This is a genomic window from Cytobacillus sp. FSL R7-0696 (genome assembly GCF_038006865.1).
Classification (GTDB): Bacteria; Bacillota; Bacilli; order Bacillales; family Cytobacillaceae; genus Cytobacillus; species Cytobacillus kochii.
Map to the genome: position 1 here is coordinate 1676347 of NZ_JBBOWA010000001.1, position 21622 is coordinate 1697968.

At 36.8% G+C, this 21622-nt stretch carries 25 protein-coding genes; 2 read left to right on the forward strand and 23 right to left on the reverse strand.

What is annotated here, in order from left to right; translation table 11 throughout:
• Positions 1 to 15: 15 nt before the first annotated feature.
• The 13 genes from glmU to metG all read right to left on the reverse strand — a co-directional run bounded on the left by glmU (position 16) and on the right by metG (position 13112).
• Complete coding sequence (gene glmU, locus MKX29_RS08855; RefSeq protein WP_251163600.1) at positions 16 to 1389, reverse strand: bifunctional UDP-N-acetylglucosamine diphosphorylase/glucosamine-1-phosphate N-acetyltransferase GlmU; 1374 nt, start codon at positions 1387 to 1389, stop codon at positions 16 to 18.
• 208 nt (positions 1390 to 1597) lie between these two features.
• On the reverse strand, positions 1598 to 1891 hold the full coding sequence (spoVG, locus tag MKX29_RS08860) for a septation regulator SpoVG (protein WP_095371285.1): 294 nt from the start codon (positions 1889 to 1891) through the stop codon (positions 1598 to 1600).
• A gap of 233 nt (positions 1892 to 2124) precedes the next feature.
• Positions 2125 to 2499 (reverse strand): RidA family protein, encoded by a 375-nt coding sequence (locus tag MKX29_RS08865; RefSeq protein WP_224939124.1) that lies wholly within the window; start codon positions 2497 to 2499, stop codon positions 2125 to 2127.
• A 24-nt stretch (positions 2500 to 2523) separates the two neighbouring features.
• Positions 2524 to 3345 (reverse strand): pur operon repressor, encoded by an 822-nt coding sequence (gene purR, locus MKX29_RS08870; RefSeq protein ID WP_095371287.1) that lies wholly within the window; start codon positions 3343 to 3345, stop codon positions 2524 to 2526.
• 64 nt (positions 3346 to 3409) lie between these two features.
• Positions 3410 to 4288: a 4-(cytidine 5'-diphospho)-2-C-methyl-D-erythritol kinase gene (gene ispE, locus MKX29_RS08875; protein ID WP_440214451.1), complete on the reverse strand. Its 879-nt coding sequence runs from the start codon at positions 4286 to 4288 to the stop codon at positions 3410 to 3412.
• A 599-nt stretch (positions 4289 to 4887) separates the two neighbouring features.
• A complete protein-coding gene (locus MKX29_RS08880) occupies positions 4888 to 5061 on the reverse strand; it encodes a small, acid-soluble spore protein, alpha/beta type (protein WP_251163598.1) in 174 nt (57 codons plus the stop codon).
• Positions 5062 to 5208: 147 nt separating this feature from the next.
• Positions 5209 to 5472: a biofilm formation stimulator Veg gene (gene veg, locus MKX29_RS08885; RefSeq protein WP_095371290.1), complete on the reverse strand. Its 264-nt coding sequence runs from the start codon at positions 5470 to 5472 to the stop codon at positions 5209 to 5211.
• 271 nt (positions 5473 to 5743) lie between these two features.
• Positions 5744 to 6652, reverse strand: a complete 909-nt coding sequence (gene yabG / locus MKX29_RS08890; protein WP_251163597.1) for a sporulation peptidase YabG — start codon at positions 6650 to 6652, stop codon at positions 5744 to 5746.
• Positions 6653 to 6855: 203 nt separating this feature from the next.
• Entirely contained in the window at positions 6856 to 7737 is an 882-nt protein-coding gene (gene rsmA / locus MKX29_RS08895; RefSeq protein ID WP_224939120.1) for a 16S rRNA (adenine(1518)-N(6)/adenine(1519)-N(6))-dimethyltransferase RsmA, read from the reverse strand.
• Positions 7730 to 8290 (reverse strand): ribonuclease M5, encoded by a 561-nt coding sequence (gene rnmV / locus MKX29_RS08900; RefSeq protein WP_341053498.1) that lies wholly within the window; start codon positions 8288 to 8290, stop codon positions 7730 to 7732. Before rnmV ends, rsmA begins: the two co-directional genes overlap by 8 nt.
• Positions 8291 to 8530: 240 nt before the next feature.
• A complete protein-coding gene (locus tag MKX29_RS08905; RefSeq protein ID WP_341108237.1) occupies positions 8531 to 9733 on the reverse strand; it encodes a ubiquitin-like domain-containing protein in 1203 nt (400 codons plus the stop codon).
• A 444-nt stretch (positions 9734 to 10177) separates the two neighbouring features.
• Positions 10178 to 10945 carry a TatD family hydrolase gene (locus tag MKX29_RS08910; protein ID WP_341105106.1) on the reverse strand — a complete coding sequence of 256 codons (768 nt, stop codon included), beginning with the start codon at positions 10943 to 10945 and terminating at the stop codon, positions 10178 to 10180.
• A gap of 205 nt (positions 10946 to 11150) precedes the next feature.
• Positions 11151 to 13112, reverse strand: a complete 1962-nt coding sequence (metG, locus tag MKX29_RS08915) for a methionine--tRNA ligase (RefSeq protein ID WP_341105108.1) — start codon at positions 13110 to 13112, stop codon at positions 11151 to 11153.
• Between the two features lie 518 nt (positions 13113 to 13630).
• Here metG and MKX29_RS08920 point away from each other — a divergent pair.
• Positions 13631 to 13921, forward strand: a complete 291-nt coding sequence (locus tag MKX29_RS08920; RefSeq protein ID WP_180317054.1) for an AbrB/MazE/SpoVT family DNA-binding domain-containing protein — start codon at positions 13631 to 13633, stop codon at positions 13919 to 13921.
• Between the two features lie 37 nt (positions 13922 to 13958).
• Here MKX29_RS08920 and rsmI read toward each other — a convergent pair whose 3' ends face one another.
• The 10 genes from rsmI to MKX29_RS08970 all read right to left on the reverse strand — a co-directional run bounded on the left by rsmI (position 13959) and on the right by MKX29_RS08970 (position 21119).
• Positions 13959 to 14834: a 16S rRNA (cytidine(1402)-2'-O)-methyltransferase gene (gene rsmI, locus MKX29_RS08925; protein ID WP_251163615.1), complete on the reverse strand. Its 876-nt coding sequence runs from the start codon at positions 14832 to 14834 to the stop codon at positions 13959 to 13961.
• Between the two features lie 5 nt (positions 14835 to 14839).
• Positions 14840 to 15109 (reverse strand): GIY-YIG nuclease family protein, encoded by a 270-nt coding sequence (locus MKX29_RS08930; protein ID WP_341105110.1) that lies wholly within the window; start codon positions 15107 to 15109, stop codon positions 14840 to 14842.
• Positions 15099 to 15839: a tRNA1(Val) (adenine(37)-N6)-methyltransferase gene (locus MKX29_RS08935; RefSeq protein WP_224939116.1), complete on the reverse strand. Its 741-nt coding sequence runs from the start codon at positions 15837 to 15839 to the stop codon at positions 15099 to 15101. Before MKX29_RS08935 ends, MKX29_RS08930 begins: the two co-directional genes overlap by 11 nt.
• 122 nt (positions 15840 to 15961) lie before the next feature.
• The gene (gene yabA, locus MKX29_RS08940) at positions 15962 to 16318 is read right to left on the reverse strand and encodes a DNA replication initiation control protein YabA (RefSeq protein ID WP_095371302.1); all 357 of its coding nucleotides are present in this window, start codon (positions 16316 to 16318) and stop codon (positions 15962 to 15964) included.
• A 13-nt stretch (positions 16319 to 16331) separates the two neighbouring features.
• Positions 16332 to 17156 carry a PSP1 domain-containing protein gene (locus MKX29_RS08945; protein WP_095371303.1) on the reverse strand — a complete coding sequence of 275 codons (825 nt, stop codon included), beginning with the start codon at positions 17154 to 17156 and terminating at the stop codon, positions 16332 to 16334.
• Complete coding sequence (gene holB / locus MKX29_RS08950; protein ID WP_251163593.1) at positions 17149 to 18156, reverse strand: DNA polymerase III subunit delta'; 1008 nt, start codon at positions 18154 to 18156, stop codon at positions 17149 to 17151. Before holB ends, MKX29_RS08945 begins: the two co-directional genes overlap by 8 nt.
• Before the next feature lie 13 nt (positions 18157 to 18169).
• The gene (locus tag MKX29_RS08955; RefSeq protein WP_341105114.1) at positions 18170 to 18613 is read right to left on the reverse strand and encodes a YaaR family protein; all 444 of its coding nucleotides are present in this window, start codon (positions 18611 to 18613) and stop codon (positions 18170 to 18172) included.
• A gap of 18 nt (positions 18614 to 18631) precedes the next feature.
• Positions 18632 to 18961 carry a cyclic-di-AMP receptor gene (locus tag MKX29_RS08960; RefSeq protein ID WP_095371306.1) on the reverse strand — a complete coding sequence of 110 codons (330 nt, stop codon included), beginning with the start codon at positions 18959 to 18961 and terminating at the stop codon, positions 18632 to 18634.
• Positions 18962 to 19054: 93 nt separating this feature from the next.
• Positions 19055 to 19693, reverse strand: coding sequence for a dTMP kinase (tmk, locus tag MKX29_RS08965; protein ID WP_224939113.1), 639 nt, complete (start codon positions 19691 to 19693; stop codon positions 19055 to 19057).
• A complete protein-coding gene (locus MKX29_RS08970; protein ID WP_341105116.1) occupies positions 19686 to 21119 on the reverse strand; it encodes an aminotransferase class I/II-fold pyridoxal phosphate-dependent enzyme in 1434 nt (477 codons plus the stop codon). The genes tmk and MKX29_RS08970 overlap by 8 nt, the downstream gene beginning before the upstream one ends.
• 166 nt (positions 21120 to 21285) lie before the next feature.
• Between MKX29_RS08970 and MKX29_RS08975 the strand changes: the two genes are divergently transcribed.
• The gene (locus MKX29_RS08975; protein WP_224939111.1) at positions 21286 to 21474 is read left to right on the forward strand and encodes a sigma factor G inhibitor Gin; all 189 of its coding nucleotides are present in this window, start codon (positions 21286 to 21288) and stop codon (positions 21472 to 21474) included.
• Positions 21475 to 21622: the final 148 nt, after the last annotated feature.

The following is a 21622-nucleotide window of genomic DNA, read 5'->3' on the forward strand; positions in this document are numbered from 1 at the left end:
CGCCTCCATAAATTTTTATTTCTTTTGATTTAATTGATCTACATAATTCTCTTTGTTTACTTGACGAGCACGTGCAATAGATAAGGCATTGCCTGGTACATCATCAGTAATCGTAGATCCAGCTGCAATATAAGCACCTTCACCAATTGTAACTGGTGCAACCAAGTTTGAGTTACAACCGACAAATACACCGTCTTCTATCTTTGTTAAATATTTATTCTTTCCATCGTAGTTAACTGTTATGGAACCACAGCCTAAATTAACGTCTTTTCCGACCTCAGCATCACCAATATAACTTAAATGTGAAGCTTTACTACCCTTGCCAAACTTCGCTTTCTTTATTTCTACAAAGTTGCCAATTTTAACTTCATCATCAATTTGCGATTGCGGTCGAATATGGGCAAATGGACCAATCTTTACTGCCGCACCAATTTCACTATCATGTGCCACTGATTGCCTTATGACCGTTTCACTGCCAACTTGACAGTTTTCAATCTGAGTAGAAGGGCCAATCTCACAATCCTCACCAATAATGGTATGCCCCATCAACATAGTGCCAGGGTAAATAATTGTATCTGAACCAATTTCGACATCCACACCGATATAAGTATTTAATGGGTCAACAATTGTTACACCATTTCTCATATGATGTTCGTTGATACGTTTCTTTAAATACATCTCTGCTTGTGATAACGCCACCCGATCATTTACTCCTAAGGTTTCCTCGAAGTCAGGTGTTTGATACGCAGTAACGATTTCACCTTGGGCTTTTAAGATTTCAATGACATCAGGTAAATAATATTCACCTTGGGCATTATCATTAGATACTTGTGATAGCGCTTGGAATAAAGCTTTGTTATCAAAACAATAAGTTCCAGTGTTGATTTCTTCTATCAATCTTTCTTCTTCTGACGCATCCTTATGCTCGACAATTTTCTCTACATGACCATCAGTATTCCTCACTACACGACCATAACCTGTCGGTTGACCAGTATGCGCTGTTAAAATAGTTGCTTTCGCAGATTGTTCTTCATGATGTTTAAATAACGCTTCCATTGTTTCTGCTTTGATTAATGGTGTATCTCCACATATAACTAGCGTGACACCTTCTTTATCCTGCAACAAATCTTTCGCTTGAATAACGGCATGGGCCGTACCAAGCTGTTCTTCCTGCAAACGGTACTCACTCGCTTCTCCCAGCTGTGATTGAACTAGATCTGCTCCATGACCAATGACAGTTACAATATCTTTTATATCAAGTGTAGATACTTGATCAAAGACGTGCTGAACCATTGGTTTTCCACAAACAGGGTGTAGCACTTTATATAGCTTAGATTTCATCCGTGTACCCTGACCAGCAGCTAAAATGACCGCATATCGATTAGACATTTAAAGTCCTCCAATTAACCTTTTTATCCATTAAAAAATATATCCTAAATAGCATATGATTTCAAGGAATGAAAGGAAAGTACATATTTTTGTCAATTAGAATGACTTTTTCACACGTCTACACACACCCATCCATTTGAAATAATTTATACACAAAAAAAGAGCCCATACCTAAGATGTATGGACTCCTAACTGCGTGTCTATTTTTCTACGAAGCACCCGCTTCTTCAAATTCTACTTCCTCTAATTCACCTAAACGATGGTACTCTGCTAATACTGCTTCTTGGATTTTACCGCGAGTCCCGGAATTAATCGGATGAGCAATATCTCTAAACTCTCCATCCGGAGTACGTTTACTTGGCATCGCTACAAATAAGCCGTTATTACCATCAATGACACGAATATCATGAACGACAAATTCCTGATCCAAAGTAATAGATGCAATCGCCCTCATGCGGCCATCCGTATTAACGCGGCGTAATCTTACGTCAGTTACTTCCATTCTGTTCACCACCTTTTCCCAGTAGATAAAATCCTTTACTTACAATTCCACATATAATTGCAAACTCCTTCTTAATTAGAAAAAATATTTCGTAATTTTAGGACAAATGGATGATTTCCATTAAAATTCTTCCAAATACCATTCTCCTTTGACTATTTCGATTTCATGAAATTCACTTTTGTCTCATAAAAAATACACCATCCTTTCAGAATGGTGTATCTCCCACACGAGATTTACTTCACAAGTGCGATAACTTCTATTTCAATTTTTGCTTCTTTTGGCAATTTTGCTACCTCTACACAAGAGCGAGCGGGTTGGTGGTTATTGAAATACTCTCCATAAACTTCATTCACAGTTGCAAAATCGTTCATATCTTGGATGAAGACAGTTGTCTTGATGACTGTTTCAAGTGATGCACCTGCTTCTTGTAATACTGCTTGTAAATTTTTAAATACTTGATGTGTTTGAGCCTTCACATCGCCATCTACCATAACACCTTCTGTAGTTAATGGTATTTGTCCCGAGCTATAAAACATATTATTTACAACAATACCTTGAGAATACGGTCCAATAGCCGCTGGAGCTTCATTCGTTTGAACGATCTTCATAACAATCTTCCTCCCTCTCCCTACTTAATTCCTTTTGAAGTAGTTTCCTTCAGTTACATTAATACGTTTTTCTCTTACATCTACATCTGCTAACTGGACGAGAGATACATACTCATCAACTAAACGTTCATCTGCATTTTCTGATTCTACTAAGACTGCAATTCCAGCTAGTGTAGCTTTAAATTCATCCAGCATACTAATCATGCCATTAATTGTGCCGCCGGCCTTCATAAAATCATCAACAATAAGTACTTTCGAACCTTCTTCTAAACTTCTTTTAGAAAGAACCATCGTCTGAATCCTTTTCGCAGACCCTGATACATAGTTAATGCTGACTGTAGATCCCTCTGTCACTCTACTATCTCTTCTGGCAATGACAACAGGCACATTAAGATAATTAGCGACTGCATAGGCAAGCGCAATTCCTTTTGTCGCAACTGTCATGACCATATCAATATTTTTATTAATATAAGCCGATGCAATTAACTTACCGCATTTTTGTACAATCATAGGGTCGCCTAAAATATCAGTCATATAAAGGTAACCGCCCGGCAAGAGACGATCAGGACTTGCAATTAACTCACATAGTTCAGCAATGATCGGTTTCGCTTCTTCATCTCGTACCTTCACCTGATATCTCACGCCACCCGCTGCCCCTGGAACTGTTTCTAATGTGCCTATTCCGCGAAGCTCAAAAGTGTCTTTTATTATCGCTAAATCTTCGCTAATTGATGATTTAGCTGAACCATATCTTTCTGAGAAAAAGGTTAAGGATACCAATTGTCTTGGATGCTCTAAAAGATAATGTGTCATATCAATTAGACGTTCACTCCGACGAAATTTCATGATTGGCCCTCCTTTTAATTAAAAACCGAATATTATAACGATAATATAACATTATCATACGTCTTTAATCAAGTTTATGCTGTTCTCCAAGGAGTCTAACCGCAAAAACTTGGTCACAAAACCCTCTTAGACCATTATAAATACGGTGCATACGAGAATCATGCTGTGCTAAACCAAATACAGTAGGGCCACTACCACTCATTAGCACTGCATCAGCACCAAATCTCTGCATCTGTTCTTTAATTTGGTTAACCTCTGGATGCATTTTTAACGTCACACTTTCAAGGACATTAGACAAATGTGCGCAAACATCGCTATAAGACTGATCTTCAATGGCCTTAATCATTGCTAAGGTTTGCGGATGTTTAAGTCCCTGTTTATTTAAGCGGCGATACACCTCAGCAGTCGAAACACCGATAAAAGGTTTAGCTAAAATCACCCAACATGTTGGTGGAGCTGGTAAAGCTTGAATAAGCTCTCCTCTACCTGTAGCAAGGGCTGTCCCTCCATAAACGCAAAAAGATACATCTGAGCCGATTTCTGCACCGATTTCCGCTAACTCATCAATTGTTAATCCTAATTGCCACAGCTTGTTTAAGCCTCTTAACGCTGCTGCTGCGTCACTGCTTCCCCCAGCTAATCCCGCAGCAACAGGAATCACTTTTTCAATTGCAATACTAACCCCTTGCTTCACATTAAACCTGTTCTTTAGTAAATGTGCTGCCTGATAAGCTAAGTTCCTATGGTCATCTGGAACAAAGCGATTATGTGAAACAATTTTTATCTCATCTTTATCCAATAACGTTAATTCAAGACGATCTGCCAAATCAATGGTTGTCATAATCATTTCTACTTCATGATAACCATCCTCTCGTTTACCGAGGACATCTAATGATAAATTGATTTTAGCAGGAGCCTTTACTAAAAGTTTCAAACTCTCCACCTACTTTACAAATTTCAGGACGACTCCATTTTTTGTCCTATTTTACCACAAAACAAGAAAAGTAAGACGTATGCAATAATATTATTCAATATTAAGATTAATTTTTTGACATTAGCCTGGGAACAGTCAGCATATTCACGATGAAAAATAAGCAATCGCAAAACGAAATAAACTAAATAAGTACTTTTGTCCGAGCGGTCTTAGTTAATGTACAGGCTTTGTATAAAGATTGTAAGAAACAGATTAAAAAGGTGCTCGTCTTGCAAATGAGATTTTGCGTTTCCGGGGAATCATTTTTGAAACCATCAGAGGTATAGATTCCTGAATCGATTTTATCCGCACCCGGACCAACTTCTGAAGTTTGTATTTTTCGAATGGGTTTCTTTTGCCCTAATCTAACTCGATATCACCTAACTCACCTCTTCTTCGTTCATCTTCCAGATTCCTGTCTCTCGTTCGCCTACGCGTTTGAGATTAAATACTTTCATTCCAGAGAGTTTAAACATAAAAAATACTCCTCCATAGGTAGCCAGATATTTGTCTACTTATAGGGGAGCATTAGCCTGTTTTCGTATTTGTTTCTTTTAAAACACAATGAATTATTTTGTCTGATAGGATGCTAAGGCTTTTTCTATTGCTCTTTTCACCATATTGCCAGCATCTTTAGAAGTAATACCGCCCCAACCTTCTTGTTGAACGGTGTCATAAAAGCCTAATTCTTTAGCGAGTTCTTCTTTCATTCCTTCTGACATGATTCGCCTTCTTCTGCTCATCTTGGAATCACTCCTTATTCATTGCTACTCATAGCTTTCCTCAGAAGTAATTCTTTCATGAAGGTAATTACTAGTAGTTGTTTTAACCTTTCTAAAACACAAAAAAGCAGCAAATTGGCTTGCCGCTTTTGTTGATGTTATATAAGGTTAGCTTAAAGCAACTTGTCCTGATGTGTCTTCATAGAAAGTAATTTGAACCGTTTCTGTTAAAACATCCGCATAGCTGTAAGATACGCGTTCAAATGCATTTTCATCTTGATCTAACTCGATGACAAATACAGATGGATACGTTTCAGCTAAAACGCCAGACCGTTCAATTGTCTTTCTGCGTCCGCCATTAGCCTTGAGCATTAGCCTTTTACCAAGATTTGAATCAAGTGCCTTTTTGATATCCAATAATGTTTTTCCCATTCGGTCCACCTCACTATAGAAAGTATACCACTTTACCACAATTAAGTCAAGTAAAATTATTAATTATATCAATAAACAAAAACAGTTGCAACACATTTCGTTCTACTTTTTTTGCTAATTTTCTACATTCCTAACATTCCCCATCTTTTAGGAAATTATGTAAAATTATTGAGAATCTTATTTTTCCACATAAAAAAGAAGCCCAACCGACATTGGCAAGCCCCTCTAACATACCCTTATTTTATCATTTTCCCAATAGGTAAACTCTCTTTTAAAATGACCCAAACGGATCAATAGATTGTTCTTCCTCTTCCTCATAATGGAACGGCATACCCGTCCTAAGCACACCTTTTGTTTCCACCCCACCTAAGCCTCTTTCACCAGATAATGTATTTCTTAACACGTCCCAAACACGAATATGCTCATTATAAGGTGTAAAACTAATCTTACTTACAATATATACCGGATCTAGCGCATGAATATTTACTCTTGATGGAGAACTAGCAAAATTAGCTCCAGCATGAATCAGGGATTCAAAGTGAGATTGACAAGCTCCAGCAAAGATGACAAGTTGATCTAAATGAGGAACCTTCTTCCTGGCTTCTTTCACCGTTTGCACAAAATGCTTAGAATGGCGGTAAGCCTCTATATCTGCTTTACTACCCTTTGCCTTTGTATATGCGTCATGGCCAGTAATAACTAAAATATCCGGTCGATAATAATCTACTAACTCCCCAATAACACGAGGCATATCCTTTTCACTTAAGTGTAGACCTGTAACTGGAATACCGATTTTCTCATATACCGTTAAACATTTCTTTAGATACCCTGGATCACCATCAAGATGTAATACCTTCCCGGGTAATTGAAAATAATTAGCTGCTTTACTATATCCCTCTGTTACTGTATATTCCCTTTTCTCTTGCAATAGATGAACATCTTGACGGAATAATTCAAGAGATTGCTCTTCAAGTGTGCGGAATTCCTGCATAATCCTTCGCTGATCAGACTGACTCATGATGATAAGATCCTCATAAGGAGCATCTGCAATGAGCCTTATATCTTCTCCATATAATACCGCCATCTTTTTCCCATCATGCTCTCTTATGTCAATAACGCGGAACATAATATCACAATGATAGGAAACCCTCCCAACGATATCCATTAATTTTATAGTCACTGTCGTCACTCCATTTTGGGCCATTTCCCTGAGTCTGTTTCTTTAGTTAAATTATGCGCCAATGCTTGGACCTGTGCTTCTCTATAGCGCCTCTTCACCGTACAAGGAAAAATTGCAAATCCCAAAAACCAAATTAAAAACCGGACTAAACACTTTTAATAAAGTCATTAGTCCGGTTCATATGTGCTAATACCTAGTAGATGCTATGAACTGAAGTGAGGTAGTAATGCGTCAGCCAAACGAGCGAATTCTTCTAACCCTAACGTTTCTCCTCTTCTCGTTGGTTCAACCCCAGCTTGATTTAGTGCCTGTAAAATGAACTCTTTTCTTTCTTTCCCCTTCTCTAACTGACTCGTTAAATTATTGAGGATGGTTTTTCTCCTTTGTGCAAAGCTTGCTCTTGTTACTGTAAAGAAGAAGGCTTCATCTTGAACTTTCACTGCTGGTTGATCTAATTTTGTTAAGCGGATAACAGCAGAATCGACATTCGGTTGAGGAATGAAGACAGACTTAGGAACAATCATAACAGTCTCTGCTTTTGTATAATATTGAATTGCAATCGAAAGGGAGCCATAGCTTTTAGAGCCAGGACTCGCAGAGATACGTTCTGCGACCTCCTTTTGCAACATACATACAATACCTCTAATCGGGAGCTGATCCTCTAATAACTTCATAATGATTGGCGTAGTGACATAGTAAGGTAAATTAGCAACAACCATTAAATCATCGATGTTTGCAAATTCTTGTTGTATCGCCGAAACGATATCAGCCTTTAGTACATCTTCATTAATAACTTTTACATTCGGATATGGCTCAAGTGTATCTGCCAATATTGGTAATAGTCGGTGATCGATTTCAAAAGCTAAAACCTTCTCACTTCTCTTAGCTAATTGCTCAGTTAATGCACCAATACCAGGACCAATTTCAATGGCACCAGACTTGGGTGTTAATTCAGCATGATCCACAATTCGATTTAATATATTCGTGTCTATTAAGAAGTTTTGACCTAAACTCTTTTTAAACGAAAAGCCATGCTTCTCTAAAATTGCTTTCGTTCTTATCGGTGTGGCAATATCCTTATTCATAATCAAGCTCCTTGTCCATTTTAGCTACCGCTGCCAAAAAGTCTTTCTTTGTAATTTGAAACATTGTTAAACGTTTATAAAGTTGCTTGCCATTGGCATAACCTATCTTTAAAATCTTGCCTAGCTCTTCACGGCGCTTCTTTGCGTCACTGCCACCAATTAAGCCTGCGTCCATTAGATCAGCCTGCGTCACTTCAGACACAGCCTCCTCTGTCATGACATAGGCATGGGAGAGCGCCTCTCGTATCACCTCAACAGAAGCATGCTCTACACCTACACCTTTACCATGCTTAGCTATAGCAAATTGTTTATCAATAAAGGCGTGCTTGCATTGTGGGACATGCTTTGTAATCGTATGTCTAATTTTCTCACCAGGAAAATCAGGATCTGTTAAAACAATAACACCTCTCGTTTTTTGCGCCAGTTTTATTTTTTCTAATGTCTCAAAATTTATGGCTGAGCCATTTGTTTCAATTGTATCGGCATCTAATGCCTTTCTAATCGCGACAGTATCGTCCTTACCCTCTACCACGATAATCTCTTTTATTTTCATCTTAACACCTATCCGTTCACTAAAAACTTCCAATTTATACTTATTCAGCAAACTTATTTTAAAAATAATGAATTATTTGCAAAAAAAGTGAAACATTTCTGTAATGTTAATCGTCTAAATATATATAATGATAGTACAGCAAGATAGCATGCATTTTATTATATATGAAACATCCTTCGAAAGAAAATGCAAATAACAGAAAAAGAGCAGAGGATGAATTCCCCTGCTTACAAACACCATCTAATTAAGCACACGTATTTTCACTTGCTTACGTCCCCAACGATAAGCATCAGATTTACTGGAGAAAAATACGTCAATCTTATTCCCTTTAATAGCAGATCCCGTATCGGAAGCTACAGCGTAACCATAACCTTCCACATATACTTTTGTCCCTAAAGGAATAACGCTCGGATCTACCGCTATCACTTTTGCTCCTGGATTAGCTTTTAAATCTAATCCCGTCGCTGTGACACCTGAACAACCATTACAACCTGCAGTATAGGCAGTAGAGCTAACATACATTTCTTTGCCACTAGATTCATTAGTCTCGCCGCGAGATGCCACTTTTGTAACTGGTTGAGATACTTTTGTTCCAACAGCAACTATATGATCTTTTGATTCTTTTACTTTTTCTTCACTAAGTAATTTACGAGAGATTTCTTTTCCATTTTCACGAGTAATTTCAAATTCTTTTTTCAAAAGTCCATCTTGACCTTTTTCGAGAACCTTTTCACTACCCTTTTTCAAGCTGTCGTCTTTTTTAGTTACGACCGCATATTCAATTGGTTCTTCCACTACATCGGTGACCTTTTCAACTCTGATGACTTTTATTACGTCATTTTCTTTGACTGTCTCATCCAACTTTGGTTCAACACGATCTAATTTTCCTAGCTTAATATCTTGTTGCGATAAAAAGTCAGCGACCGTAGTCGAAGTTGACCACACTTCTTCGGTTTTATCATTCGCACCTTCTGCTAATTCAATTTTGAACGCGCGATCAATCTTGATGTCCATCTTACCTGTAATTTTATCACCTAATTTAGGCTTTATGACATCATGTTTACTTAATTCAATATTCTCTTCATCTATCAGCTCTTGCACAGTATCAGCTGTTGTCCATATGACCTCGGAATCTTTTTTGTCGGTAATCTTCACCTGCACTGCAGGATTCCAAACCACTTCCATATTGTCCTTAACGGCTTTATCTACCGAGGGGTACACATAGTCTTCTGAGCGTAATCCTATATCCATTTCGTCAAATATCTCTTGAATGGTTTTTGCGTGTGTATTTATTGTTTGTTCCTCACCATCTAATGTTAGAGCAACGGTTTTCTTTGTCATTTCAAAGATTAAAAAACCGCTAGCTGTAATCGTAACGATTAGACTAGCAAAGATAACTGCCCATTTTTTCTTGCTCAAAGACTTGGATAACAGGTTTTTCATGTAATTTATCACGATGAAAATTGCCTCCTTTTCTCTCGGAGTGATTATATAGACTATCTTGCTGACTGTCAACACTCACTATCTGATTTTTTGGAGGGAAAGATAAAACGGAACATCCCCAAGTATTCCTCTTCCCCTTATAAAGAGTTCAAGAAAAGAGCGTTCACCTTATCATCCACACCCCCTAAAAATACTGAATCAATCGAGCATTTCAGAAGTCAGGCAAACTGATATACCTTCTATTCTCCGAAACACTCTTTTTTCCCTCTTTCCATACAAGAAAAAATTTTTTCTGCACGTACGCTCTATTATGCAGAAAAAGCATTTTTTTGCAAAGTGAGAGATATCGACATGGTTATCCTATGAGGACAGATTCCTGTGTAGAACTTTTTGGTATAAGAAAACATTTGGACAAGCTTCTATTATTTTTGACAATATTTGCTGTCAATTTATAGCGAATAATTTTTTTGCGTTTTCAGTTGTAATTGCCGCAACTTCTTCTACTGGAATGTTTTTAATTTCAGCAATTTGTTCACAGACCAACTTCACATAGCTTGGTTCATTACGTTTGCCACGGAATGGGTGCGGAGCTAAATATGGGCAATCTGTTTCAATCAACAATTTTTCTAATGGAATCTCTGCTGCCACTTCCTTTGGTTTTCTTGCATTTTTAAAAGTAACAGGGCCACCTAATGAAATATAAAAATTCATATCAATGCATTCTTTAGCTGTTTCAGGGCTTCCACTAAAACAATGCATAATCCCACCTACTTCAGCAGCATTTTCTTCTTTTAATATTTCTAGGATATCAGCTGTTGCTTCACGGTTATGAATAATAATCGGTAATTTTACTTTTTTCGCCAATTGTATTTGTTGTCTAAACACATCTTTTTGCACATCTTTTGGTGACTTATCCCAATGGTAATCTAATCCCATTTCTCCGATTGCGACTACTTTTGGATGCTTCGATAATTCTTCTATCCAAATTAAATCTCCTTCAGTCATATCAATCGCATCAACCGGATGCCAACCAATGCTCGCATAAAGGAAATCATATTGTTCAATCAGTTCCATTGCTCTTTCAATTGTCGGTCTATCAAAACCAACGACGACCATTTTTTCAACCCCAGCTTCTCTTGCTCGCTTAATCACTTCTGCCAAATCCTCGTCATATTGTTCCGCATTTAAATGAACATGTGTATCAAATAGCATTCTCATTTCTCCTTTTTTATTACTATTTTAGAAAACTAACAACTATGATATTAAATAAACATCTTCCTTCTATATATAGAGTTAACCTTAATAACTTTATTTAGATATATTATATAAAAATAAAAAAACATAGAAATGCATCATCGTCTTTGTAACGGATCACATTTCTATGTTCTTAAAACCTTCTGCTTCCATTAAACGGATATTATTTGACTCTCGCGCCTATTGGTAATGACTCTGCAATTGTAGCTAATGATAATGCGCCATCTTGACTTCCAGCAAGAATCATTCCCTCAGATAATTCTCCACGCAATTTAACAGGTTTAAGATTGGTTACACAAATGACTTTACGGCCAACTAAATCTTCTGGTTTGTAAAACTTTGCGATACCTGAAACAACTTGACGTTTTTCATAACCTAAATCCAATTGTAATTTTAATAACTTATCCGCTTTTTTGACTGGTTCAGCCTCTATGACTTGAGCAACACGTAAATCCACTTTCATGAAGTCATCAATCGTGATTTCCTCACTATCTGGTTTCGCTTGTACTTGCTTCTCTTCTTTTTCTCCTTGAGGTGCACTACCCTGCATTTTTTGCTTAATATACTCAACCTCTTCACTAATTTCAAGACGAGGGAAAATAGGATCACCCTTTTGTACTTTTATACCTTCGCCAATTTTACCAAATGTCTCAATGCTCTCCCAAGAGATGAGCTCTTCTTTGTTTACATTTAACTGTGTAAAGATTTTCTCTGGTGTTCTAGTTAAGAACGGTTGTAATAGAACGGCGATTCTTCTTAACGATTCTGCTAAGTGGTACATCGTCGTTGCTAATTCCTCTTGTGTATTCTCCTCTTTCGCAAGCATCCATGGCTTTGTTTCATCAATATATTTATTCGTACGACTGACCAATTGCCATACAGCAGACAGCGCTACTGAAAACTCCATGTTTTCCATTGCTTCTTCATATTTCCCAACTGTCTCTTCATTCATTTGTACAAGTGCTTGATCAAATTCACCGTTTGAACCACGATAAGTTGGAATGACGCCGTCAAAGTACTTATTAATCATGGCCACTGTCCGATTCAAGAGGTTTCCTAAATCATTGGCTAAATCAAAATTAATACGCTCGATGAAACCTTCAGGTGTAAATACGCCATCAGCGCCAAATGGCACTTCGCGCAATAAGTAATAACGTAACGCATCTAGACCATAACGATCAATTAATGTGACTGGGTCTACTACATTACCTTTAGATTTAGACATTTTTCCATCTTTCATTAATAACCAACCGTGAGCGAATACTTTCTTAGGTAATGGTAAGTCTAGTGCCATTAACATAATTGGCCAGTAAATAGTATGGAAGCGCACAATTTCTTTTCCGACTAAATGAACATCTGCAGGCCAGTACTTCAAATACTTACTATCATTATCTGAGCCATATCCTAGTGCAGTAATATAGTTTGATAAGGCGTCAATCCATACATAAATGACATGCTTAGGATTACCAGGAACTGGAACACCCCAATCGAATGTTGTACGAGATACAGCTAAATCCTCTAACCCAGGTTTAATGAAGTTATTAATCATTTCATTTTTCCTAGATTCTGGTTGAATAAAAGAAGGGTTGTCTTCGTAATATTGTAGTAAACGATCAGCATATTTACTAACTTTAAAGAAATATGACTCCTCTTTCACACGATGAACCGGTCTCCCACAATCTGGACAGTTACCTTCAACTAATTGTGTTTCAGTAAAATACGATTCACAAGGTGTACAATACCAACCTTCATATTCCCCAAGATAAATATCACCTTGCTCTAATAATTGAGCAAAAATCTTCTCAACTACTTCTTTATGTCTTGTTTCTGTTGTACGAATGAAGTCATCATAAGAAATATCCAACTTTTTCCATAAGTCTTGGATACCGCTAACGATTTCATCCACATAACTTTGGGGAGACACGCCTTTTTCTTCCGCTTTTTCTTGAATTTTTTGGCCATGCTCATCAGTACCCGTCAAATACATTACATCATAACCTCTTAGACGCTTATAACGTGCCATCGCATCACCAGCAACGGTCGTATAAGCATGTCCAATATGTAAATTTCCGCTCGGATAGTAAATTGGAGTGGTTAAATAAAAAGTCTTTAATTTTTCCTCCATGTTTATTTCCTCCTCATCTTAAAAAACCCGCCCTTATGACGAGTCTAATCTCTCATATCTGACCATATATTTATTGTTTCTTCTTTGTATAAAAAAAGAATATATATGAGTCATCTTAGCCTCTATCTTCCTCAAAATATACCTAAAAACTTGAATTTGTGCAACATTTCCGAAGGGAGAAGCCATGGTTTTATTACAACCTCCGTGTTTTTTCTAAAGCCTTACTCAAATTAATCCTTCGACAAAAAAATAGACAAATAGGTGAATTTTGTCGAATTATGTCGTTTTGTCGAAACGAGGTATGTACGTCTACTGGAAATTGGGTGAGTTTTTATCCATGACTTTTCCATCATAAACCTTGATAAATCAATAATCCTTCCCATGTTAATAATTTCCACACAAAAATAAAATAAAGTAATTGACGATTATGGCAATGGTTGGTATTATAATATCAACAATGATTTTTGTCGAATAATGACGAAAAAGATAAATAATTAGATAGATGACTGGGAGGAGCAATTAATATGAAATCTACTGGTATTGTTCGTAAAGTTGATGAATTAGGTCGTGTAGTTATTCCAATTGAACTTAGACGTACTCTTGGTATTGCAGAAAAAGACGCATTAGAAATCTATGTGGATGATGAAAAAATCATCTTAAAAAAATATAAGCCAAACATGACTTGCCAAGTAACTGGTGAAGTATCCGATGATAACATCTCACTAGCTGGTGGAAAATTAATCCTTAGCAAAGATGGCGCGGAGCAATTAATTAAAGAAATCCAAAGCAATTTTGAACTAACTAAATAAACAACAAAGAGACTCCTATTTGCGAGTCTCTATTTTTTTACGCTTCATCAATATGATAAATCTTGTATACCTCTCGTTTACTCATATCACGGTCTAGGGCTGTTTGTTTAATGGCATCCTTACTTTTCAAACCTTTTTCTTCTATATAATAAGTAATTTGCTCTTCAATAGATAACCCTTCCCACCACTTACTTTCTTCTACTGGCTCTTTGCAACCCTCAATAATTAAACAAAATTCCCCGCGAATTTCTGATTGGCCTGCCCATTCTACTGCTTCTCTTATCGACCCTCTAATAAACTCTTCATACTTCTTTGTCAGCTCCCTACTCAAAACAATTGAGCGATCGCCTAAGATATCTAACATGAGCTGTAAGCTTTCCTTCAACCTATGAGGAGATTCATATAAAATGATTGTAGAAGATACTTTTGAAAGCGTCTCTAACTCTGCCTTTTTCTGCTTCTTTTGCCGATTTAAAAAGCCATAAAAGAAAAATGGCTGTGTCGGTAGCCCCGAAGCAATCAATGCTGTAAGTGCAGCATTTGCACCAGGTAATGGGACAACAGTAAGCTTCTCTTCAATGGCACTAGTAACCAGCTCATATCCTGGGTCAGAAATGGTTGGCATACCTGCATCACTCACAAGCGCAATTTTCTCTCCATCTTTCAACTTCGCAATTAATTTAAAGCCGCTACTCTCTTTATTATGCTCATGGTAACTAATAATGGGTGTCTCTATCTCAAAGTAGTTGCATAGTTTTTTTGTATTCCTAGTATCCTCCGCAGCAATCCAATCGGCTTCCTTTAATATTCTCAAGCTGCGATAGCTAATATCCTCTAGATTACCTATGGGTGTTGGCACTAAGTAGAGAATGCCTTTTTCATTCTCCATATGGAAACTCTTCTGTTGTTGCATATTACTCACCAACCTTCTTCTCTTTGGGTATTCATCCATTCAATTTTTTTCTGTCTACTCAATCGCTTAAAACGATATTCCATTTTCTGTGCCTCTGACTTACTAGAAAATATTTGATGAAAAATAAGCGTTAGCGGTGCTCTTCCCCTTGTATATTTAGCGCCTTTTCCAGCATTATGCTTTTCTATCCTTTGCATAAGATTATTTGTATACCCCGCATAGAAGGTGCCGTCTTTGCATTCGAGTACGTAAAAGTAATGGGTTTCAGTCTCCATACAACATCAACCTCATTTCCTTTGTATACTCACCCGACGTCTCATAGATATACAATGGCGGCAATATTTTTAAGTCAGGTTTTCCTTTTTTAATGCCTTCCACTAGAAGCACATTCGCTTCTTTCCCTTGCTCAGGATAAACGATTTGTATTCTTTTTGGTTCTATCTCATACTTTCTCATTAATGTCACAAGATCTAACAACCTACCTGGGCGATGAACAAAAGAAACTTTCCCTCCGTGCTTAACTAGTTGACTTGCTGACTGAATTGTATCTTCTAATGTACAGAGAATCTCATGTCGAGCAATCGCATAATGTTCATTTTCATTTTTGTGTTTATTGGTATCGACTGGAAAATAAGGTGGATTGCAAGTCACCACATCATACTTAGCATACCCTAATTGCCGAGCAATGCCTTTAACATCTCCCTTTACCACCTTAACTTGATTCTCTAGTTGATTATATTGAATACTTCTATTCGCCATATCGACAAGACGATCTTGTATTTCCACTCCTGTAATCATTCCTTTTGTTCTTGCACTTAAAAACAAAGGTATCACACCATTACCACTACATAAATCTATGATATTTCCTTTTTGTATCGGTAAGTAAGTGAATCGAGCCAATAAAACAGCATCAACCGAAAATGAAAATACGGAAGGACTTTGAATAATTCTCAATCCCTCTGCTAACAAATGATCTAACCTTTCATCACCCTTTAACATAACCATTTCTCTTCCTCCATTACTAAAAAAGCACACTTCGTATCTATCTATCGGTTGAAGCCTCTAAAGCCAAGGACTTCTTTGCATATCTTTAAAAAAACCTTCCTTGTTTAGAAGGAAGGTATCGATTATTTTTTATTTAAAAATGATAAACAGAACAAGCAATCCCCATCTTTTCTAGGACTACCAAAATGAAGATTACAAATATGGAAACCTTCTTGATATAGTCTAGCAAGGTTGTCATAGCCTTCCCCTATATCAAAGAGTTTTTCTTTCTCTGTTTCTTCCTTCTGCTGCTCATTTTTCTTTTCTCGGTCAGATGTTATCTTTAATCTTCTACGTAAATGTTCATTTTCCAACTTCAATGCATTATTCTCTTCTAATACCTCAGCAAGATGCTGTTTCAACTCACCAAGCTGTATATATAATTGACCGATTTGCGATTCCATATTATCTACAGAGTCAAAGATTTCTTTTTTATCCAAGCATTCCACCTCATTAATCTGTGGATTGAACTGACACGGCATTCTCATTAATTTCGTCTAATGTAAATTCTAGCACTCTTTCCTGTTCCTTTAGGTTAACTTGTAGAATTCTTTCAAGTATATTTAACCCTACTACCCTTCCAGAACCTTCCGGTGTCTTTACCCATTCCCCTACATCTGGGAGCTCTTTTTTAGCTGCTTCATACTCGTCATTTTCATATTTCAAACAGCACATTAAGCGACCACATAGTCCAGATATCTTCGTTGGGTTCAAAGATAAATTTTGATCCTTAGCCATTTTGATCGAAACTGGGTCAAAATCACCTAAAAAAGTGGAACAACAAAGCATTCTGCCACAAGGACCTATGCCACCAAGCATCTTTGCCTCATCACGAACGCCAATTTGACGAAGTTCGATTCTTGTCCGAAAAATGGCCGCTAAATCCTTTACTAGTTCACGGAAATCCACTCTACCATCAGCAGTAAAGTAAAAGATGACCTTATTGCGGTCAAAAGTATATTCAACATCCACCAATTTCATATCTAATTGATGCGTAGTTACTTTCTCTAAACAAACTTGATAAGCTTCTTTAGCCGCTTGTCTATTCTCTTCTACAATCATACGATCCTTTTGATCAGCAATACGTAGAACTTTTTTTAAAGGTAGGACTACATCATGTTCTCCAACCTTTTTAGGAGCAATGACAACTTTACCGTATTCTACTCCTCTTACAGTCTCGACAATGACAAAGTCATCCTTTTGTATTTGAAGATCACCGGGATCAAAATAATATATTTTGCCCGCTTTTTTAAAGCGAACACCTACTACATCATACAAATGAAGATCCCTCCTGCATCTTTAACACTAACTGTTCCATTAACAGCTGCGCATTCATGTTTGCTTGCAGCTTCCTTTTTGCATCTAAAACTGCAGACATTTGCTCTGTTAACTTTCTATTAGATGTATGAAGCGCGTGTTGTTCTAGCCAGCTTAGCTCATGCGTATAGGCGAGCCTATCACTCTTATCAAGCTGTATATATAACAAATCTTTTAATAAAAGAAGTAATAAGTCTAAACCTAAATCCTGATGTTCTTTCTCCTTAAAATGTGGAAACCACTCTTCTTGGAGAGTGACCATCGCTTGTAACGGATTTTTTTTAAGTACTTCGTATAATTTTAACACTATTTTTTGCGCTTGTACAAACCAATCATCATTACTATATGCTAAAGCCCCATCCAAATTATGGGTAATTTGCGCGAGTAATGGTGCATACTTTTCTTTCACACCATAATCTACGAATTGTTGTACTAAAAATTTTGCAGCGATTGGCTGAAATGAGATCGTTTGACACCTTGATAATATGGTAGGTAACATTCGTTGAGATTGTTCAGTCAATAGAATTGCTGTTGTATCCATATGCGGTTCTTCGAGAAATTTCAGCAAACTATTAGCTGCGTTTGTTGTCATTCGATCAGCATGAACGATAATATATACTTTTCTACTGGATTCGACGCCCCGTTTTGAAAACTCTTCTTGTAATGACCGAATCTGCTGCTTCTTTATCGATTGACCATCTGGCTCAACAAGATGTACATCCGGATGGTTAAAGTGATTAATCCTTTTGCAGTTATTACATGTTTCACATGGAACATAGTCATTAATTGGAGCATTGCAAAAAAGACTCTTTGCTAGAAGCATACCCGTATCTTTTTTTCCTGTTCCTTTCAGTCCTTCAAAAAGGTAAGCGTGGGCAAGGCGTTCCTTACTTAAACTATTTTTAAGCATCTTCAACACGACTGGCTGTAATTCTTCTATTTGATCCCATGTTTTTGTCATGCTGATCACTCACTTACGTATATAAATTTATTAATAATCCTTTGATTTCTCCGATTTTACTAAGAATATCAATGGCACTTTTCTCTTGTAAAAGTAGGTCATCGGCTAGTTGAGCAAGCTTTTCATCAATCGTTTCTACAATTTTCAACGACCTACTTTGTCCTAGTTGATTCCAACTATGGGATTGCTTAATATCCAACCCATGCTCAACAGTCTCTTTCACAAAACGCTTAACAAGCATTTTGTATTTTGCTAAATCTTTAAAGCTCCTGGACTTAGCTACCCTCTGTCCAGCTGATTCTATATCACCTAAAAGCATTTGCATTTGTGTCATCTGCATTTTTTGACCACTTTTTTGCACAAGATCGTTAAAACGCACTTGCGATCCAATAGGATGCTTACTGTTGTCTTGCCTTCTATTATCTATATTAAGACGTAAATCTTGATTAATCTTCATTTATGCCTCCAAATAGGTTTAGAAGTGATGGAATTGTTCTACTGGAAGAACAAATACAGTCGCTCCACCTACTTCTACTTCAACAGGGTAAGGAATATATGAATCGGCATTACCACCCATTGGTGAAACCGGCGCAACAAGTTGCTCTCTCGATTGGCAATTATCCTTAATGACCTGTAAGCATTTGTCTACTCGAATATCTTCCGTACCAATTAAAAAGGTTGTGTTACCCGACTTTAAAAATCCCCCTGTACTGGCTAATTTGGTTGCACGAAAATTATGATCTACTAATGCTTTAGATAACTTATTACTATCTTGATCTTGTATGACTGCTAATACGAGCTTCATCATACCACCCTCCTATATCTTTACTTTCTTCTATTATATCAGTTATTCTATGCACAAACAGAGATATACTGACCGAATTTTTCGCCAAGTAGCTTAATCCTTATTTTGAAGTGCTTTTCTAACAATGTCCATCGTTTGCTCAAATACTTTTTCAACAGAGGCATCGGCATTTACAGTTTGAATGCGATTAGAAGATTGCTTCCGAACAATTTCATACCCTTCATATACCTTTTGATGAAACTGTAAATCTTCTAAATCTAAACGATTTACTTCCCTGCCCTTATTTTGATTAATTCTCTGTAACCCTCGTTCTGGTGCGATATCGAAGTACAAAGTCAATTGAGGCATGGCATTTTCAATGGCAAACTGATTGATGGACCAAACTTCCTCAATGCCAATCCCTCTTGCAAATCCTTGATATGCAATAGAGCTATCAACAAATCGATCACATAGTACAATCTTACCCATTTCAAGGGCTGGTAAGACCTTTTCAACTAAATGTTGTCTTCTTGCCGCGGCATAAAGTAACGCCTCTGTTCTTGCATCCATTTTTGTATTCTTCGGATCCAGTATAACAGCCCGGACCTGTTCTGCAATAGCAATTCCACCAGGCTCTCTCGTATGTACTACGTTATATCCTTCTGCTTCTAATTGTTTCTTAACCATTTCTGTAATCGTCGTTTTTCCTGCCCCGTCTGGACCTTCAATTGATATAAAGTAACCTTTAGTCATCCTTGTCCCTCGCTGTCTTATATATTTCTATGTATGATTGTTCTAAGTTTTTCTTGTTTTGAATTCGTGCACCTTTATTTAAATAACCTTGCAAACTAGTGATATGCTCTTTTGTAATTCTTTCACCTTTATATATTAAAGGAATACCAGGCGGGTATGGTGTCACCATTCGTGCGCTAATTTCACCAATCGCACTTGCAAAAGGAACGGTAACAATCATTGCTCCCTCTGGTACCTCTACTAATTCTGAATGCGATGGAATGGGATTCACCTTCACCTCTTTTTCTGCATTGGGAATGTCAGTACTAACTTCTTGCAATGCATCGATAATTTTATTAAAACGATCCTCATCGTCACACCTTAATAATGGAAGTACAAATAAAACATTTAACGGATCAGCTAGCTCTGTATAAATACCTCGTTTCTCTAGCAGCTCTTGTAGTTGATAACCACTCATATGTTTAAACTGTAATGCCAGTTTTAATGGATCATCTGTTGGCATAATAGCTAGTCCAGAAATATAACTTAATTTCTTCTTCAATTCTTTTATCCGTTGGACTAAATGTTTACCATCTTCTTCTGTATATTGACTGACAAAAAATCTAGCCATATCTAATGAAGCCATAATAACATAAGATGGGCTACTGGATTGCAACATACTTAAATATTCCTGTATGCTGTCTTCATCCACCCGATCACCTTGAATATGAAGAAAGGCCCCCATTGTCAAAGCTGGCAATGTTTTATGGGCAGATTGTATAACTACATCTGCTCCTAATTGTAAACTTGAGGGTGGGAAAAATCTTGTACTCGCTATAAAATGAGCACCGTGTGCTTCATCAACTAAAACTAATACTTTTTTTTCACGGCATAGTGCAATAATATCTTCTAATGGATACACTGTACCATAATAACTCGGATATGTAAGAATAACAGCTTTAATGTCTCCATACTTACTTAATGCTTCTTCAATATGAGTATAGGAAACACCTTCACTAATGCCCCATTCCTGGTTAAACTCAGGCAGAATAAAAATGGGTTCAGCTCCAATAAGCCTAAGGCCATTTAAAATAGACTTATGACTATTCCGTTGAACAAGCACACGGTCTCCCCTTTTTAATGTGCCACAAATCATCGCTAAATTACCTACAGTAGAACCATTTATAAGAAAAAAACTTCTTTTAGCCCCGTATAAAGTAGCAAGCAAGGATTGAGCTTCTTTGATTACATCTTCAGCAGAATGAAGATCATCAAGCCCGCTGATTTCTGTCAAATCCAATTGTAAAAGTTGTCGAAAATAATCATCAACCTCATTCAATCCAGAGAGCAGACTACCCCCTTTATGACCAGGTACATGATAATTCTCAGGCTTTCTTTTTATATGCTGTATTAATTTTTCAACTAACGGCATTTGTTTCTGATCCATTGAACGCAAATCCTTTTTATTAGTTTAAATAAATTTACTGTATAGACATACACCTATTGGTGATTACAAACATAAACTGTTAACAACTCACTTATGAGAGTAAAATTCTAAATATTGTATATATTTTATCATCATTGGCTATGATTGAATGTACGGAGGTGACATTGTGAAAACGTTTAATGAAAAAACATGTGTAATCTGTGAACAATCACAATCTACTGGTATCCACTTATATACTTCTTTTATTTGTATACAGTGTGAGGAACAAATCGTGAATACCGAAACAGATGATCCTCATTATAATTATTATGTCCAACAATTAAAAAGAGTCACTACACCTGAAATTTTATCTTAATTTCCCTTTTGCTTCTATACTTATCTTATGATCTTCTCTATTATTTTAACAAATATTAGGGAGTTTTTTTATTTTGGAAAACTATCTACAGTGTAGCTTTCATTATACGGAGCACTATGCATAAATCAACTTCTTCAAGAATCTGTAG